Raw genomic sequence first — 15854 nt, forward strand, 5'->3', positions numbered from 1 at the left:
CGGAAGCGTGCGGAACGGTGCTGCTCGGCGCCAGCATGTAAGCGGTTGCTATTCAGGGGCAAGGGGAGGTACGAAGTTACTGTGATTTTCTATGGCCAACTGTGGACAGGCGGGAAGTAACCGGTCACACAGCGGCGGAGCGGCCGGGCCTCGGCGCCACCGAATCGCGCACCACGATGTGGGTGCCGAGCCGCAGCGCACCCGTGGTCGGCTCGCGCCAGTCGTCCTCGTCCCCGCCGCTGACGGCCAGCCGTACCGCCTGGCGCCCCATCTCCTCCAGCGGGACATGGACGGTGGTCAGCCGGGGCCGCAGCTCCTGGGCCACCGGAATGTCGTCGTACCCCACCAGGGACACGTCCTTCGGCACCCGGATCCCGGCCTCCTCCAGGGCCTGTGCCGCGCCCGCGGCCACCATGTCGTTGGCGGCGAAGATGGCGGTGAAGTCCGTTCCCTCCCGCAGTACTTCGGCCAGCATCCGGTAGCCGAAGCTGCGGCTGAACGCGCCGGGCCGGACCAGCCCGGGGTCCGGTGCGATGCCGCGCAGCCGCAGCGCCCGCTGGTGCCCGGCCAGCCGGTCGCGGGTGGTGGAGAGCTTGGGCGGGCCGCCGAGGTAGAGGATCCGCTCGTGCCCCTGCATCAGCAGGTGGTCGGTGATGGCGAAGGCGCCGCCCTCGTTGTCGTACTCGACCGCGACGGTGGGGGCCTGCTCGCCCAGCGGCGGCCTGCCGCACAGCACCAGCTTCGAGCCGCCCGCGTCCAGCTCGCGTGCCCGGCGGGCCAGTTCGGTGGTGTAGCCGCGGTCCGCGATGGAGCCGCCGACCACGACCACCGCGTCCGCCCTGCGCTCGTGCATCAGATCGATGAAGGCCAGCTCCCGCTGCGGGTCGCCCTGGGTGCAGCAGACCAGACAGAGCCGCCCGCCTAGCGCCGCCTCCCGCTCCACCCCGCGCGCGATGTACGCGTAGAACGGGTCGATGACCTCGTTGACGATGATGCCGACGGTGCGGTTGGAGACACCGGCCAGGGCGCGGGCGTGGGCGTTGACGACATAGCCGAGTTCACGCATCGCGGACTCGACCCGCTCCCGGGTGGCCTCGGCGACCGGGTAGTTGCGGTTCAGCACGCGGGAGACGGTGGCCGTCGATACGCCCGCGCGCCGTGCGACGTCGGTGACCGTCGCGCGCCGTTGTCCATCCGCGGCTGTGCTCTGCCGGCGCATCCGGCTCACCCCCAGTTGGCTGTTGTGTGACGCCGAGCCTAGAGCCTGCGGAAGCCGGGGAGTCACGCGATCCTCCCCAGGTCGGCCCGGTGCACCGGGTGGTCGAACGGCGTACCGCGCGCGTACCGCGCCAGCTCGTCGACGGCCAGTGCGCCGAGCCGGCCGACCTCGTTGCCCTGGGCGCCCGCCAGATGCGGGGTGAGGAAGACGTTCGGCAGGTCCCACAGCGGGTGGCCGTGCGGCAGCGGTTCGGGCGAGGTCACGTCGAGGACCGCGTCCAGCCGCCCGCTGACCAGGTGTTCGGTCAGCGCCTCGGTGTCCACCAGGGGGCCGCGCGCGGTGTTGACGAGCAGGGTGCCGGGGCGCATCAGTCCGATCCGGCGGGCGTCGACGAGCCCACGGGTCTCCGGCGTGTCGGGGGCGTGCACGGTCACCACGTCGCTGGTGGCCATCAGGGTGTCGAGGTCGGTCGGGGTGACACCGAGCCGTTCCGCCTCGGCCGCGCCGACGTACGGGTCGTGCAGCAGCACCTCCGCGTCGAGGACCCGGAGGAGTTCGATGACCCGGCGGCCGATCCGGGAGGCCCCGATCACCCCGATGGTCAGCCCGTGCGTGCCCAGCCAGTGCTGGCGGTCGAGGTCGGCGCCGGTGCGGTGGGTGCGCCGGGTGCGGAAGAGACCGGCCAGCGGGAACACCCGCTTGGCGCCCATGATGATCGCCGCCAGGGTGAACTCGGCGACCGGTACGGCGTTGGCGGCGGCGGCCGAGGAGACGACGATCCCGCGATCGAACGCAACCGGGGACAGAAACGTTTTCACCGTGCCGGCCGCATGGATCACGGCACGCACCGAGGGCGCCCGGTCCAGCAGTGCGGCGTCGACGGGCGGGCAGCCCCAGCCGGTGAGCAGGACCTCGGCCCCACGCAGCGCCGCGGATGCCTCCGGGGAGTCGAACTCGCTGATCACGGACGGGTCGAGAAGGTCCGCGGTCTCCTCCAGAAGGGCCCGTACGGGTGGCGGGAAGACATCGTCGAGCAGTCCGGGGCTCATGACCAGGAGCGTGCGCGGCCGTCGCGGGGACGGTGCCGCAGCCTCGCTACCGGACCGAGCCGGTGCCTCTTCGGTGGTTCGCACCCTGCCTCCGGACAGTAATCGCGTTCTATGGGATGACTGGCACGCTAGGGAGAGTGACGGCCGACCGTCAAGCTCCCGACTCTCACAACTGTCCATTTCTGCGGCATATTTGCTGGTACGGGGTGCTGGATTCAGCCGCCGGAGCATCGCGACTCAACGACATTCGCCCGGATCTCTTGACGCTTGGGTTAACCGCTTACTAACTTGCGGCCCCAGAAGGCCCACCACGCGCCACCCAGCCGAACAGGACGCACCATGGCTGAAACAGCACCCCCGTTGCCGCGGGAAAAGCGGCGGCAGAAGGCTGAAACACCCTCCCCGCCAGCCGCCGGGGCCGTTGTCGCACAGCGCCGGCTGAGCCTCTGGCAGCGGATCAAGCGGGACCGGGTGATGCTGCTGCTCACCCTGCCCGGTCTGCTGTACTTCGTCGTCTTCCACTACGTGCCGCTGCTCGGCTACGTCGTGGCGTTCCAGGACTACCAGCCGTACCTCGGCTACATGCACAGCGTCTGGGTGGGGTTCGCCAACTTCTCCGCAGCGTTCGGTGAGCCGGCCTTCTGGTCCGCGACCTTCAACACCCTGGAGATCGCCCTGGTCCAGCTGGTGTTCTTCTTCCCGATCCCGATCGCCTTGGCCCTGCTGCTCAACAGCATCGCCAGCGACCGGATCCGGCGCTTCGTGCAGAGCGTGGTCTATCTGCCGCACTTCATCGGCTGGGTCATCATCGTCTCGATCTTCCAGCAGATCCTGGGCGGCGCCGGGCTCCTGCCCGATGTCCTCGGCGGTCTCGGGCTGCCGCGCTACGACATGATGAGCGACCCCGACGCGTTCCCCTGGCTGCTGACCCTCCAGGTCGCCTGGAAGGACGCCGGCTGGGGCACGATCATCATCCTCGCCGCGCTGCTGAACATCGACAAGCAGCAGTACGAGGCCGCCGCCATCGACGGCGCGGGACCCCGGCGCCGGCTGTGGCACGTGACCCTGCCGGGCATCGCCCCGGTGCTCATCCTGCTGCTGATCCTCAACCTCGGGCAGATCCTCTCCGTCGGCTTCGAGCAGATCCTCCTCCAGCGCGACGCGGTCGGCCCGGACGCCGGCGAGGTCCTCGACACCTACGTCTACTACCACGGCATCAAGGACAACGACTGGGGCGTCGCCGCCGCCGTCGGACTCGTCAAGGCGGTCATCGGAACCGCTCTCGTCCTGGGCGCGAACAAGTTCGCCCACCGACTCGGCCACGAAGGGGTGTACCGCGGTGCTGACCGCTGAGCAGACGCGCGCCACGACGGAATCCACCGCACCGGCGCCCCGCCCCGCCCCCGCCCGGAAGTCCGACGGCCGCCCGCCGTGGATGGAGCGGCCCACCCGCATCGGGCAGACCGCCAAGGCGGTCGCCATCGTGGTGGTCGTCCTCGCCGTCGCCTACCCGCTGGTCGGCGTGATCGGCACGAGCTTCGCCTCGCAGACCGACATCATCAAGAGCTCCGGCCTCGTCCTGTGGCCGGACCACCCCACCCTGGACGCCTACCGCACCATCTTCACCGGCGGAGTCGTCACCCGGGCGCTCGTCGTCTCCGTGGGCATCACCGTCCTCGGCACCCTCGCCAGCCTCCTGGTCACGGTGGGCATGGCGTACGGCCTCTCCCGGCGCGATGTCACCGGCTCCCGCTTCATCCTGATGACGGCCCTGTTCACGATGCTCTTCAACGCGGGCATCATCCCGAACTTCCTGCTGGTCAAGGGCCTGGGCCTGTACGACACCTACGCGGCGCTCGTCATGCCCACCCTGGTCAGCGCCTTCAACCTGGTCGTCCTGCGGTCCTTCTTCATGAGCCTGCCGGAGGAGCTGTACGACGCCGCGAAGGTCGACGGGGCCGGAGACTTCCGGGTCCTGGTCCGGATCGTGCTGCCGCTCTCCAAGGCCGTCCTCGCCGTGATCAGCCTCTTCTACGCGGTGACGTACTGGAACGCCTTCTTCAACTCGCTCCTGTACCTCAACGACTCCGACAAGTGGCCGCTGCCGATGGTGCTGCGCACCTATGTGCTCCAGGGCCAGAGCCTGAACGCCGCCTCGGCCGGCGAGGTGCTCGCCCCGCAGCAGGCCGTGCAGATGGCGGTCCTGGTGATCGCCGTCGTACCGATCCTCTGTGTCTACCCGTTCCTCCAGCGCTACTTCACCAAGGGCGTGCTCACCGGCGCCGTCAAGGGCTGAGCACAGCCACCGCCACACCGCCCCCCACTCCTTCCTTCCCTTCTCCCGAGGAGATTCAGGTGTCGAGCTCCACCCCCATCAATCGCAGAGCACTGTTCCGCATGGGCGCGGGCGTCGGTCTGGGACTGGCCGCCGCCCCGCTGCTCGCCGCCTGCGGCGACGGCGGCACCACCGCGAAGGCGGAGGCCAAGAGCGCCTCGCTGCTGCCGGACACCGCGGTCCGCAACATCGGCCTCGAACCCGATCTGGCGGGCACCGCGGCCGGCGTCCCGCAGGGCTTCTTCAGCTACCCGGCCAAGCCGCTGCGCGCCACGAAGAACACCCCGCTCAAGGGGGCGAAGCCGATCAGCGCGACGATGGAGACCTTCTCCCCGCCGCCGCCCGGCCGCGGCGGCAACGCCGCCTGGCAGGAGATCGAGAAGCTCCTCGGCGGCCAGGTGGACATCACCGCCGTCCCGGCCGACGACTACGGCACCAAGTTCTCCACGATGGTCGCCAGCGACAGCCTGCCCGACCTCTTCATGTACCCGGAGAGCGGCGGCGTCGACAACAAGGCCGCCTTCCTCCAGGCCAAGTGCGCCGATCTGACCCCGTTCCTCGCCGGGGGCAGGATCAAGGACTACCCGAACCTGGCCGCGATCCCGAAGGGCGCCTGGCAGTCCGCCATCTTCGGCGGAAAGCTCTACGGTCTCCCGATCGCCAGGACCGGCACCGGCGGCGCGGGCTTCTACCGCCACGACCTGTTCGAGGAGGTCGGCGTCACGAGCCTGGACCAGATCACCGACCTCGACCGCTTCGTCGAGGTCTGCAAGGAGCTGACCCGGCCCAAGAAGGACCAGTACGCCATCATCGCGGGCGCCACCAGCATGCTCGCCATGTCCGCGGGCGCTCCCAGCTTCTGGCGGCTGGACGAGAAGACCGGAAAATTCACCGCCGACCTGGAGACCCCGGAGTACCGCAAGGCGGTGGAGACCGCGCGGCTGCTGTACAAGGCGGGCTGCTACTACCCCGGCACCCTCCAGATGTCCGGGGCGCAGAAGGCCCAGTACACGGACATGTTCAAGAACGGCAAGGGCGCCTACGTCTACGACGGCATGCCCACCTACCTGGCACCCGGCGTCGGCTACATCGCCGCGATGCGGGCGATCGACAAGAAGTACGACCCGCGCCCGTTCGTGCCGGTCGGCAAGGACGCCGTCGCCTGGATGGACAACGTCGCGCTGCAGAACACCCACATCAAGAAGGCGCCCGGGGCCCGGGTCAAGGAGATCCTCGCCCTCGCCGACTTCGCCGCCTCCCCGTTCGGCAGCCAGGAGTACACCCTCATCAACTACGGCGTGGAGGGCAAGGACTTCACCCGCGACGCCAAGGGCAACCCGGCCCTCACCAAGCAGGGCACCCAGGACGTCACCGTGCCCTGGAAGTTCATGGCCTCCGGCGTCCCCGCCGTCTTCAGCGCCGACTCGGAGCAGGGCGTCCGCCACGTCCACTCCACCTTCACCAGGATGATCCCGATGATGGTGCCCGACCCCACCCTCCAGTACTCCTCGCCCACCTGGGACTCCAAGGGCTCCGGCAGCCTCAACACGCTCAAGGGCGACGCGCTCAAGGACATCATCTCGGGCCGCAAGCCCATGTCCGCCTACGACCAGCTCGTCAAGGACTACCTGGCCAAGGGCGGCGAGCAGGCCCGCGGCGAGTTCGAGGAAGCCTTCCAGAAGGGGAAGAAGTGACGACCCGACGCGCGGCCCTGAAGCTCGGCGGCGCGGCGGTGGCCGCGGCCGTCGCCGTACCCTCCCTCGGCTCGCCCGCCTCCGCCCGGTCGCCCGGCTTCGACCCGAAGCCGGGCTCGGACGGTGTCGGGGACCCGCTCTTCCCGACCCTCGGCAACGGCGGATACCAGGTCGTCCACTACGACCTGACCTTCGACTTCACCCCGGTCACCTACGACTTCACCGCCGCGGTCCGGATCGAGGCCAGGGCCACCCAGGACCTCTCCGCGTTCAACCTGGACACCGACGGCCACACCATCGACTCGGTGACCGTCGCCGGACGCCCCGCCACCTGGGAGCTCACGCCCGGCCAGAGCGGCCAGGAACTGACGGTCACCCCCGCCCGGCCGCTCCACGACGGGCAGGCCTTCACCACCGAGATCCGCTACCGGGGCAACGGCAAGGCCCCCCGGCTCGGCCTGACCGGGTGGAAGTTCGGCACCGACGGCGGCTTCGCCTCCGCCGCCCAGTCCTCCCGCGCCGACACCTTCCTGCCCTGCAACGACACCCCGTCCGACAAGGCGACCTGGACCTTCCACATCAGCGCCCCGAAGGGCTATGTCGCCGCCGCCAACGGCGAACTGCTCCACCGGACCCCGCGCGGCGACGGCTCCACCGTCTGGCACTTCGCCCTGCGCGAGCGCATGGCGACCGAACTCATCGGCATCGCCGTGGTCAAGGGCACCTATCTCTACGGCACCAGCCACCGCGGCCTTCCCCTGCGCCACATCGTCCCGCAGGGCCAGGAGGACACCTACGGCCCGATCGTCGCCCGTACCCCGGACCATCTGGCCTGGCTGGAGGCGAAGTTCGGCCGCTACCCGTTCTCCGTCTACGGCGTCCACATCTACGACGGCTACACCGACGCCCTGGAGAACCAGACCCTCTCGCTGTTCTCCACCAACTGGTTCAAGCCCGACGCCAACGGCCGGCCCGGCTACGAGACCACCATGGTCCACGAGCTCGTCCACCAGTGGTTCGGCGACTCCGTCACCCCGGACGACTGGCAGCAGGCCTGGCTCAACGAGGGCCCCGCCGTGTACTACGCCGGTCTCTACGCAGAGGAGCGCGGCTGGTCGGTCCTCGAGGACAAGATGAAGGCGACGTACGAGAAGCTCGACGCGGTCCGCGCCACCGACGGCCCGCCCGGACTGCCCAAGGCGCTCGGCGGCACCAACATCTACGACGGCGGCGCGCTCGTCCTGTACGCCCTCAGCCTCCGGACCGGTCGGCGGACGTTCGACAAGGTCATGCGCGAGTGGGTGAAGCGCTTCAAGGACTCCACGTACACCAGCGAGGCGTTCATCCGGCACACCGTCGACGTCACCCGCGACCGCTCCCTCGACCCGTTCCTGCGCGACTGGCTCTTCGGAGCCGTGAACCCGCCCATGCCCGGCCACCCCGACTGGAAGGCCACCGCGTGAACCGCCACTCCCTGAACGTCGTACGAGGAACCGCCGCTGCCGCCACCGCCGCACTCCTGGCCGCACTTCTCGCCGCCCCCACCGCCCAGGCCGCCCCGGGCGCCCGCACCCTGTACGCGGCCCCGGACGGACACGGCAGCTCCTGCACGGCCGCCCGCCCCTGCACCCCCGAGGGGGCCCGCGACCGGGCCCGCACCGAGACCGGGCGCGATGTCCGGATCCTGCTGAAGAACGGCACGTACGGACTCGACGAACCGCTCAGGCTCGGCGCCGCCGACTCCGGGAAGGACGGCCACACCGTCACCTGGACCGCGGCCCCCGGCGCCCGCCCCGTCCTCTCCGGCGGACGGGACATCTCCGGCTGGCGGAAGAACGCCGACGGCACCTGGACCGCCGCCGTCCCGGCCGGCGTCACCCCCCGCCAGCTCTTCGTCGACGGCAGGCGCGCCACCCGCGCCCGCGGCGGGTCCTGTGCGGCGAGCACCTGCGACGCCACGAAGACCGGCATGACCGGCGCGGTCGCGACCGGCATCGCCCGGTGGCAGCGGCCCACCGACGCCGAAGCCGTCATCCGGGTCCGCTGGCGCAACTACCACTGCCGGATCACGGGCGTGAACGGCGACGTGATGACCTTCGCCCAGCCCTGCTGGACCAACTCGGCGAGCGGCACCGACCGGACCGGACCCGCCTGGGACTCCACCACGGTCGACTCCACCCGCTACAGCGGCGTCGCCTTCTTCGAGAACGCCCCCGAACTCCTCGACCAGCCAGGCGAGTTCGTCTGGAACTCCGAGGCCCGCACCGTCACGTACCTGCCGCGCGAGGGCGAGAACATGCGCCGTGCGCGGGCCGTCACCCCGCACACCGAACAGCTCCTCGTCGTCGACGGTGCCCATGACGTCACCGTCAGCGGCATCGGCTTCTCCTACGCGGCCTACCGTCAGCCGGACACCGACGAGGGCTACGCGGGCATGCAGGCCGGTCTCACCCTGACCGGAGCCACCGGCCCCGTCGACCACGCGGGCCGCTTCTACACCAAGCCCTCCGCCGCGGTGACCGTCCGCGGCGGCCGGGACATCAGCATCGAGAACGCCCGGTTCAGCCGGCTCGGCGGGGCGGGCGCGATCCTCGAAGCGGGCACCAAGGACAGCTCGGTGACCCGCTCGGACTTCACCGACCTGTCGTCGGGCGCCGTCTATGTCGGCGACACCGAGCCGATGCCGTCGGCGGCGCTCGCGGGGGAGCGGAACACCGTCGCGTACAACACCATCACCCGCTCCGGCGTCGAGTACACCGACTCGGTGGGCATCTGGGCCGGGTACGAGGCCGGACTGACCGTCGACCACAACAGCCTGGACCACCTCCCGTACTCCGGGATCTCGGTCGGCTGGGGCTGGAACCAGCCCGAGTCCCAGAAGTCCGTCCTGCGCGACAACAAGGTGACCGGCAACCGGATCACCCACGTCATGGAGGTCGCCCAGGAGCAGCACGACGGCGGCGCGATCTACACCCAGGGCGCACAGCCGGGCACGGTCGTCTCCGGCAACTACATCAACCGCTCCGCCTTCGGCAACACCGAGCGCGACGGCAACGGCATCTACCTCGACGAACAGTCCTCGCACATCCGCGTCGAGCGCAACGTCATCACCCGCATCGGCTACAAGTGGGTCTCCAACTGGGCGGACTACGGCATCGAGAACACCGCCCGGGGCAACTGGACCGACACCGCCGCGCCCGCCCTCGGCGGCACCGGCTCGGTCATGACGGAGAACCTCACGGGTCTGGACCGGCTGCCGGCCGAGGCGCTCGCCGTCGCACGCCGGGCCGGGGCCCACGGCGGCCCCGTCGAGCAACTCCGCACCGACCTGGCCCGCTCCGGCACGGCCGGCCAGTCCTCCACCGAGGGCGCGGCGGGCGCGGAACTCGCCCTGGACGGAGACACCAACACGGACACCCGCACGCTCCCGGAGGCGGGCGCCCGGTGGCAGGTCGACCTGGGCGGCACGCACCGCGTCCGCCAGATCGAGATCTGGAACAACGCCTCCGCCACGACCGCCGACTTCGACGTGATCACGGACGACACGACGATCCATGTCAGCGGCAAGGCGCTGCGCCCGACGGTCCTGGACCTGGACAGCCGCACCCGCACGGTGAAGATCGTGACCTCCGGCACCGGACGGGTGGCCCTGTCCCAGGTGCTCGTCCACCCCTGACGGTCCGCTCCGTCGATCCCGTCCGGCGACGGAGACCGACCTCGGTACACGGCGCCGTCGGCCCTCCGGCCGGCGGCGCCGCCGCGATCCGGCCCGCCGCGATCCGGCCCGCCGCGATCCGGCCCGCCGCGATCCATCGGCCGGGGTCGGCGGGCGGGGTCAGCGGCGGAGGAAGGCGCCGATCCGCTCCCGCAGCCCCCGCGCGTCCAGGCCGTGCGCGGCCAGGTGCTCCTCCATCTCCCCGTACTTGCGCAGCTCGGCCCGCCCCACCCCGAGGCCCAGCACACGGTGCGGCAGCTCGGCGAGCGCGTCATTGGCGGCGGTGGTGGAGGTGCCCGCCAGATACGGCTCGACGATCACCACGTCGGCGGCCCCGAGGGCGCCGAGCGCCCGCCGCAGACCGGCGCCGTCGAAGGGGCGCACCGTCGTCGCGTACAGCACCGTCACATCGAGCCCCGCGGTCGCGGCGAGGACGTTGTCGAGCATCGGCCCGACCGCGATCACCACCCCGCCGGTTCCCTCCCGCACCACCGTGAACCCGGTTCCCGCGCCGACCGGCCGGGCCCGCTCGTTGGACTGCAACGACAGGCGCACGTACACCCGGCCCTCCCCGGCCGCGGCCTCCCGCAGCAGGGCCTCGGCCTCGTCCGGGTGGCCCGGCACATGAACCGTCCAGCCGTCCAGCGTGTCCAGGAGCGCGACATCGCCCGGCGCCATGTGGGTGAACCCACCGGCCGGCCAGTCGTAGGAAGCCCCGGCGCTCACCAGCACCCCGCCCACCCCCTGGTGGCCGAAGTCCAGCTTGACCTGCTCGAACGGCCGCTCCACCAGAAAACTGGCGAAGGTGTGCACGATCGGCCGCATCCCGGTGAGCGCCATCCCGGCGCCCGCTCCGACCAGCAGCTGTTCCCTGATCCCCACGTTGACGACCCGGTCCGGATGGGCCCGCGCGGCCGGGTCGAAGCCGTCCCGGCTGATCTCGGCCAGGACCAGGGCGAGGCGGGGGTCCTCGTCCAGCAGCTGCGAGGTGGTGGCGATGAAGCGGTCACGCATCGTGTCCATGTGAAGTGTCCCTCTCGTGTCTCTGTGCGGTCTGCGGGGCGGTGGGGCCCGTGGGGCGGTGGGTGCCGCTCCTCCGGGTCAGCTCTTCGGCGCGACGCGCGCGACCACGGCCCTCGGCCGTCCCGGGTGCGGTGCGGTGAAGGCGGCGTACAGCGCCTCGTGGTCCCGTCCGTCGACGGAGGCGACCGACCAGCCCGCCGCCTCGAACCGGGCCGCGATCCCGCCGGGCCGGGCGTGCGAGGCGGAGGCGTTGTCGATCACCACGGTGTGCAGCTGCTCCAGCCCGGCCGGGCCCGCGTAGGCGAGTGCCTCGTGGTTGCTGCCCTCGTCCAGCTCGGCGTCGCCGATCAGCACCCAGACCCGTGGATCGGTGAGCCCCTGCGCCCGCAGGCCGAGCACGCTGCCCACGGCGAGCGGCAGCCCGTGGCCCAGCGACCCGCTGCCGATCTCGACGCCCGGCACCAGCATCCGGTCCGGATGGTGCCCGAGCGGTGAGTCGTACGAGCCGAACCCGGCCAGCAGCTCCTCGCCGAAGAAGCCGTGCGCGGCGAGGACCGCGTAGTACGCCATCGGCCCGTGCCCCTTGGACAGCAGGAACCGGTCGCGGCCGGGCGCGTCGGCCGTGGCGGGCGTCACCCGCAGCACCCGGTCGTACAGCACCCGGAGGACGTCCAGGGTGGAGGTCGCGGCGGGACCGTGCTTCTCGTCCCCGGTCATCAGGCTCATCAGGCGGTTCAGCTCGTGGTGGCCGCGTGCTGCCGCGGCGGTGGAGTTCGTCATGGGACCAGCGTTGAACATCAAGCTTGGTCGAGGTCAAGAGGGGAAAGGCGTTCGTGACCACCCACCGGAGTGCGGTATTGTTCTCATGCGCGTTCGGCCAGGGGAAACCCCAGGTCAGACGGGCACCGGGACGTGGCGCAGCTTGGTAGCGCACTTGACTGGGGGTCAAGGGGTCGCAGGTTCAAATCCTGTCGTCCCGACTGGAGACAGTCGCAGGTCAGGGCCGGTTTCGGAGTTATCCGAAACCGGCCCTTGATCATTTTTGGGGACCAGTTGGGGACCAGCTGGAGGTCCGGCGTCCTTTGACCGGGTCAGCGGGTCATGACGGTGGGGCTCGGCAGCAAGCGCGGTGCGCGCAGCACGTTGAAGTGGGCCGAGAGGGCCGCCCCGGCGGCCGTGATCTTGTGGACGTCCGGGTGAAGGTAGCGCTGGGTGGTGGTCAGTGAACCGTGGCCGGCGATTCTGCGGAGCACGTGTACCTGGACCCCGGCGTCGGCGAACCAGGTCAGTCCGGTGTGCCGGAGATCGTGGCGGCGCAGATGCTCGTAGCCGAGCTTGGTGACCACGTCGTCCCAGTGTGTGGCATCGCGCAGGATGGCGGTGGAGATACGTCCGCCTCGCGGGCCCGTGAACAGGCGGGCGTCCGGATTGGGGCCGGCGGACAGGATGCGCCGGGCGACGAGGGGGCGGATCTCCTCGACGATGGGAACCTTGCGGGCCCGCTTGCCCTTGGGTGCCCTTGTCGGTCAGCCCGCCGGGCGCGGGCGTGGTCTGACGCCGCACGGTCCAGATCCACTGGGTGGTGTCGATGTCTCCGACGCGGCAGCCTGAGATCTCTCCGATCCGTGCGGCGGTGCACGCGGCGAAGATGACCACGTTTCCCCAGCCGCGGTACTCGTCGTGGGAGGCGGCCACGAGTGCGTCGGCCAGTGCGACGAGTGTTTCCCAGTCGGGCAGGGCGAGTGCGCGCGGGTCGAGGAGTTCGTCCTCGGCCTGCTTGTAGAGCTTCTGCCATCCGGTCACCCGGGCGGGGTTCACCTTGATGATGCCGTCACGGACTGCCTGCTCCATGACACGGACCAGGACGGCGATGGTGTTCTTCACCGTTGATCGGCTGAGCTCGTCGGCGATCCAGTTCTGCACGGTGCGGTCGACAGCGCCGTTGGTGATCATCCGGACCGCGACGTGGCCCAGGGCGGGCACGACACGCATCCCGCCAGCCTGCCAGGTAGGGGTCGAGTGTTTTCAGCTCCAGGCCGCGCAGGGCGAGATCCATGTTCGCGTTGCCGTATTCGGCGAGCTTCACGGTGGCGAGCGACGGGGACAGCCCTGCCTCAGCCGCTTCGATGATGGACTGGAACCACTCCTGCGCTTCATCCTCGTCCGCCTTCCCCTCCGACAGGGACAGACGCCGCTTCGTAGCCGGATCGAACCAGCGGACTCGCGCGAGGTACGGGTTGGGGCGATCAGGCCGGTACTCGATGTCGGTGGTGAGTCGGACACCGACCGGTACAACGGCTTTCTCGGCCATCAGGCATCTCGAGGCGGGACGGTCCGGACGCTGTGCAGCCATTCCTCAACGTCGAGCGCGCTGTACATGATGACGCGTTCCGACACGGAGGCGAACGGCGGGCCCTGGGGAGGCCGAGCAGTGTGCCAACGGTGCAGGGTAGAGGAATCTACACGCAGGCAGGCGGCGAGGTCGCTCGTCGAATACCAAGCGTTATCCAGGAGAAACGACCGGCTGTCATCTTGGGCGAAACGGGCACCGTCCGCACTATTAGTGCGCGGCTGACGGTCTGTGTAGGCTGCTATCGGTTCGGTGGGCAAGTGTGGTGAATCTCCTGGTGGTATGGAGCACAAAAGTGATTCCGGGGAAAGCCGTCGGCGGCAGATGGCGCTGCTCGCAGGTGGATCGATCCGCCGTGGCACTCGGAGCAAACGGTGGAAAACAACCGTCCGCGCAAACGCCGGTTTGGCTAACCGGCGATGTGCGGCTATGTTCCCCTCGCTTGCGACGAGATATTCGGGGGTGGCTGCCGTTGGCGATGAGATTCGTCGTATGCGTCAGCCGTCGCGTACGCGACTGGGGTATCAGGGCATGTGCCGAATGGGGATCTTGGTGATGTCAGGGCGTAACGGGGAGGCTAGCGAGGTGCCGCGAGTACGTCCTGGAGCACGTTCTCGAGCGTGACGCGGGACAGCTCGTATCTCAGGGTCTCCTCGATGCCCTGACGACCTGGACGCCGACACCGCCGCACTGGACCGTGCGACCCATCCGCGCTACTGGAAGGCTGCTCCGTTTCACTGCGATCGAACGCAGCCGGTTTCACTGCGATCGAACGCAGCCGGTCCGTCGGCGAAGAGCTGGCGCGCCGCCGTTCTGCTCAGCCCGACATGATCGTCCCGGCGTTGCCGCTGCTGCGGTGTTGACTTCGACTGCCTTGGCTTGCTCTTGGCGGAGCAACCGACCGGTGGCCAGCGCCTCCGGGTCGGCAGTAGGTATAAACGTCCTTGGAGTCGGGTCGGCGAATCTAACCGGGAGTGAGAGATTGAGCAGGGGGGCTTCCTCGATTGGCACGGGTGGGGCTGGCACGATCTATGAGTATCGAGTCGCGGCCCTGGACCTGGCCGCTCTGCTGTGCGGCGTGAGCGTTCCGGGGCTGGACGTGGTGCCGGACTCGGTCTGCCTGCAGCAGGGCGGGGAGCTCCCTCTGGACGACGTGGTGGTTCTCAACCGTAAGGGCCCTTACGAGTTGGCCGTGGAACGGCAGGTCAAACGGACGTTGGAGATCGCTCGCAGCAGCGATCCCTGGCGCAAGACGATCCGGCAGTGCGTGCAGAGTCTGGAGTCGTTTGGCGGGGAAATGGATGCCGACCGGCACAGGCTAGGTGTGACCGCATCTGGCCCCTCGCATGGCTTGGAGGTGCTGCAGAGCTTGGCTGCGTACGCTGCTGCGCAGAAAGGCGTGGACGACCTTCTGAGAATCCTGCCGGGCTTGGGTCAGGAGCACCGTCGGGTATGGAAACACTTGGCGGACACCGTCCGTGACGTACCTGCAGAAAGTGAGGCTGCTCCCGAACAGGAGTTGGTGGAGCTAAGCGCTTTCTGAATCGCTCGACGTCTCGTCGTGTAGATTGAGCCTACCGAGCAAGTCACCCCGCGCTATCCCTAGCCCACTGACGCCTTGCGCTTCGAGGTGCATCCCGCCTTCGAGATGGGTGGAGCCCCTGGTGCGCTAGCGGTACCCCCTCCCTACATCGCCCGTCCGGCCAGCGTTGATGACGCGCTGCGGCGCGAGGTAGCTGAGGCGGTCGACGGGAGCCGACTGGTGATAGTGGTTGGTGGCTCCTCACCAGGCAAGACACGATCCTGCTGGGAAGCAGTGCGGGCTGAACTCCCAGACTGGAAGATTGTGCATCCGCTGGCTCCGGATCGGCCGGCGGCACTCCTGCGTGCGTTGCAGGAGGATGTGCTGCAGCCACGAACCGTTCTGTGGCTGAACGAAGCAAACCTTTACTTGCTGGTTAAGGACTGCGCCGCACAGGTCTCAGCAAGCTTGCAGGACCTGTTGACGAACCAACAGCGCGGGCCCGTTCTGGTCCTGGGCACCATGTGGCCGAGCTTCTGGGAAAAGCTGACGGAGTGCTCCGTCGAGGACGATGACCACCTCGCCACTGGGATGGGCGCGGTGGGTCAGCTTGCCGACCTGGCGGTCACTGTCCGGATGCCTGCCGCGTTCAGCGAACCGGATTTGGCCCGTGCTGAGGCTGTAGTCAACTCCGACCCGCGCCTGACGCTGGCCCGAACCCGTGCTGCCAGTGGACGCATCGCTCAGTTCCTTGCTGGAGCCCCACATCCATGGCGACGCTACGAGCAGTCCGAAGGGGCGGCCCGTGCCATTCTTCACGCTGCCATGGACGCACGCCGATGTGGACGTGGTCCCCTGCTGTCTGAAAGCTTTTTGCGGGTTGCCTGTGAGGGCTACGTGGATGACTCCACATGGCACAGCTTGGACGAGGACTGGTTCGCCTCCCG

At 69.5% G+C, this 15854-nt stretch carries 13 protein-coding genes and 1 tRNA gene; 7 read left to right on the forward strand and 7 right to left on the reverse strand.

Annotation, left to right across the window (positions count from 1 at the left end; genetic code table 11):
• Nucleotides 1–124 precede the first annotated feature (124 nt).
• Together ACFVFH_RS32115 and ACFVFH_RS32120 are read right to left on the reverse strand one after the other, a co-directional pair.
• On the reverse strand, nucleotides 125–1219 hold the full coding sequence (locus ACFVFH_RS32115) for a LacI family DNA-binding transcriptional regulator (protein WP_383775281.1): 1095 nt from the start codon (nucleotides 1217–1219) through the stop codon (nucleotides 125–127).
• 62 nt (nucleotides 1220–1281) lie between these two features.
• Complete coding sequence (locus ACFVFH_RS32120; protein ID WP_383775283.1) at nucleotides 1282–2268, reverse strand: hydroxyacid dehydrogenase; 987 nt, start codon at nucleotides 2266–2268, stop codon at nucleotides 1282–1284.
• 339 nt (nucleotides 2269–2607) lie between these two features.
• Between ACFVFH_RS32120 and ACFVFH_RS32125 the strand changes: the two genes are divergently transcribed.
• The 5 genes from ACFVFH_RS32125 (at nucleotide 2608) to ACFVFH_RS32145 (ending at nucleotide 9973) form a co-directional block, all read left to right on the forward strand.
• A complete protein-coding gene (locus ACFVFH_RS32125; protein ID WP_329917232.1) occupies nucleotides 2608–3621 on the forward strand; it encodes an ABC transporter permease subunit in 1014 nt (337 codons plus the stop codon).
• A gap of 82 nt (nucleotides 3622–3703) precedes the next feature.
• Nucleotides 3704–4564 (forward strand): carbohydrate ABC transporter permease, encoded by an 861-nt coding sequence (locus ACFVFH_RS32130; protein WP_383775470.1) that lies wholly within the window; start codon nucleotides 3704–3706, stop codon nucleotides 4562–4564.
• Between the two features lie 59 nt (nucleotides 4565–4623).
• Nucleotides 4624–6297: an extracellular solute-binding protein gene (locus ACFVFH_RS32135; RefSeq protein WP_383775286.1), complete on the forward strand. Its 1674-nt coding sequence runs from the start codon at nucleotides 4624–4626 to the stop codon at nucleotides 6295–6297.
• The gene (locus tag ACFVFH_RS32140; protein WP_383775289.1) at nucleotides 6294–7760 is read left to right on the forward strand and encodes a M1 family metallopeptidase; all 1467 of its coding nucleotides are present in this window, start codon (nucleotides 6294–6296) and stop codon (nucleotides 7758–7760) included. The genes ACFVFH_RS32135 and ACFVFH_RS32140 overlap by 4 nt, the downstream gene beginning before the upstream one ends.
• A complete protein-coding gene (locus ACFVFH_RS32145) occupies nucleotides 7757–9973 on the forward strand; it encodes a right-handed parallel beta-helix repeat-containing protein (protein ID WP_383775291.1) in 2217 nt (738 codons plus the stop codon). The genes ACFVFH_RS32140 and ACFVFH_RS32145 overlap by 4 nt, the downstream gene beginning before the upstream one ends.
• 159 nt (nucleotides 9974–10132) lie before the next feature.
• Here the strand turns inward: ACFVFH_RS32145 and ACFVFH_RS32150 are convergent, their stop codons facing one another.
• Nucleotides 10133–11035: a transketolase family protein gene (locus tag ACFVFH_RS32150; RefSeq protein WP_383775293.1), complete on the reverse strand. Its 903-nt coding sequence runs from the start codon at nucleotides 11033–11035 to the stop codon at nucleotides 10133–10135.
• A gap of 78 nt (nucleotides 11036–11113) precedes the next feature.
• The gene (locus ACFVFH_RS32155; RefSeq protein ID WP_383775296.1) at nucleotides 11114–11815 is read right to left on the reverse strand and encodes a transketolase; all 702 of its coding nucleotides are present in this window, start codon (nucleotides 11813–11815) and stop codon (nucleotides 11114–11116) included.
• Between the two features lie 126 nt (nucleotides 11816–11941).
• On the opposite strand from ACFVFH_RS32155, the gene ACFVFH_RS32160 reads away from it, so the two are divergent.
• A tRNA-Pro gene (locus ACFVFH_RS32160) sits at nucleotides 11942–12015 on the forward strand.
• Between the two features lie 111 nt (nucleotides 12016–12126).
• Here the strand turns inward: ACFVFH_RS32160 and ACFVFH_RS32165 are convergent.
• Nucleotides 12127–12519 (reverse strand): tyrosine-type recombinase/integrase, encoded by a 393-nt coding sequence (locus ACFVFH_RS32165; RefSeq protein ID WP_383775472.1) that lies wholly within the window; start codon nucleotides 12517–12519, stop codon nucleotides 12127–12129.
• A 347-nt stretch (nucleotides 12520–12866) separates the two neighbouring features.
• Nucleotides 12867–13346 (reverse strand): hypothetical protein, encoded by a 480-nt coding sequence (locus ACFVFH_RS32170; RefSeq protein WP_383775298.1) that lies wholly within the window; start codon nucleotides 13344–13346, stop codon nucleotides 12867–12869.
• A gap of 1117 nt (nucleotides 13347–14463) precedes the next feature.
• On the opposite strand from ACFVFH_RS32170, the gene ACFVFH_RS32175 reads away from it, so the two are divergent.
• Nucleotides 14464–14928 (forward strand): hypothetical protein, encoded by a 465-nt coding sequence (locus ACFVFH_RS32175; protein WP_383775300.1) that lies wholly within the window; start codon nucleotides 14464–14466, stop codon nucleotides 14926–14928.
• Between the two features lie 438 nt (nucleotides 14929–15366).
• On the opposite strand, the gene ACFVFH_RS32180 is transcribed toward ACFVFH_RS32175, so the two are convergent.
• Nucleotides 15367–15726, reverse strand: coding sequence for a hypothetical protein (locus ACFVFH_RS32180; RefSeq protein ID WP_383775303.1), 360 nt, complete (start codon nucleotides 15724–15726; stop codon nucleotides 15367–15369).
• Between the last annotated feature and the right edge of the window lie 128 nt (nucleotides 15727–15854).

Origin of the sequence: Streptomyces sp. NPDC057697, assembly GCF_042799335.1 — a bacterium.
Taxonomy (GTDB): domain Bacteria; phylum Actinomycetota; class Actinomycetes; order Streptomycetales; family Streptomycetaceae; genus Streptomyces.

Coding starts and splice junctions, on each gene's coding strand:
- ACFVFH_RS32130 (WP_383775470.1), top strand. CDS start 3,704: ATGGAGCGGCCCACCCGCATCGGGCAGACCGCCAAGGCGGTCGCCATC.
- ACFVFH_RS32125 (WP_329917232.1), top strand. CDS start 2,608: ATGGCTGAAACAGCACCCCCGTTGCCGCGGGAAAAGCGGCGGCAGAAG.
- ACFVFH_RS32170 (WP_383775298.1), bottom strand. CDS start 13,346: ATGGCCGAGAAAGCCGTTGTACCGGTCGGTGTCCGACTCACCACCGAC.
- ACFVFH_RS32155 (WP_383775296.1), bottom strand. CDS start 11,815: ATGACGAACTCCACCGCCGCGGCAGCACGCGGCCACCACGAGCTGAAC.
- ACFVFH_RS32115 (WP_383775281.1), bottom strand. CDS start 1,219: ATGCGCCGGCAGAGCACAGCCGCGGATGGACAACGGCGCGCGACGGTC.
- ACFVFH_RS32120 (WP_383775283.1), bottom strand. CDS start 2,268: ATGAGCCCCGGACTGCTCGACGATGTCTTCCCGCCACCCGTACGGGCC.
- ACFVFH_RS32150 (WP_383775293.1), bottom strand. CDS start 11,035: ATGGACACGATGCGTGACCGCTTCATCGCCACCACCTCGCAGCTGCTG.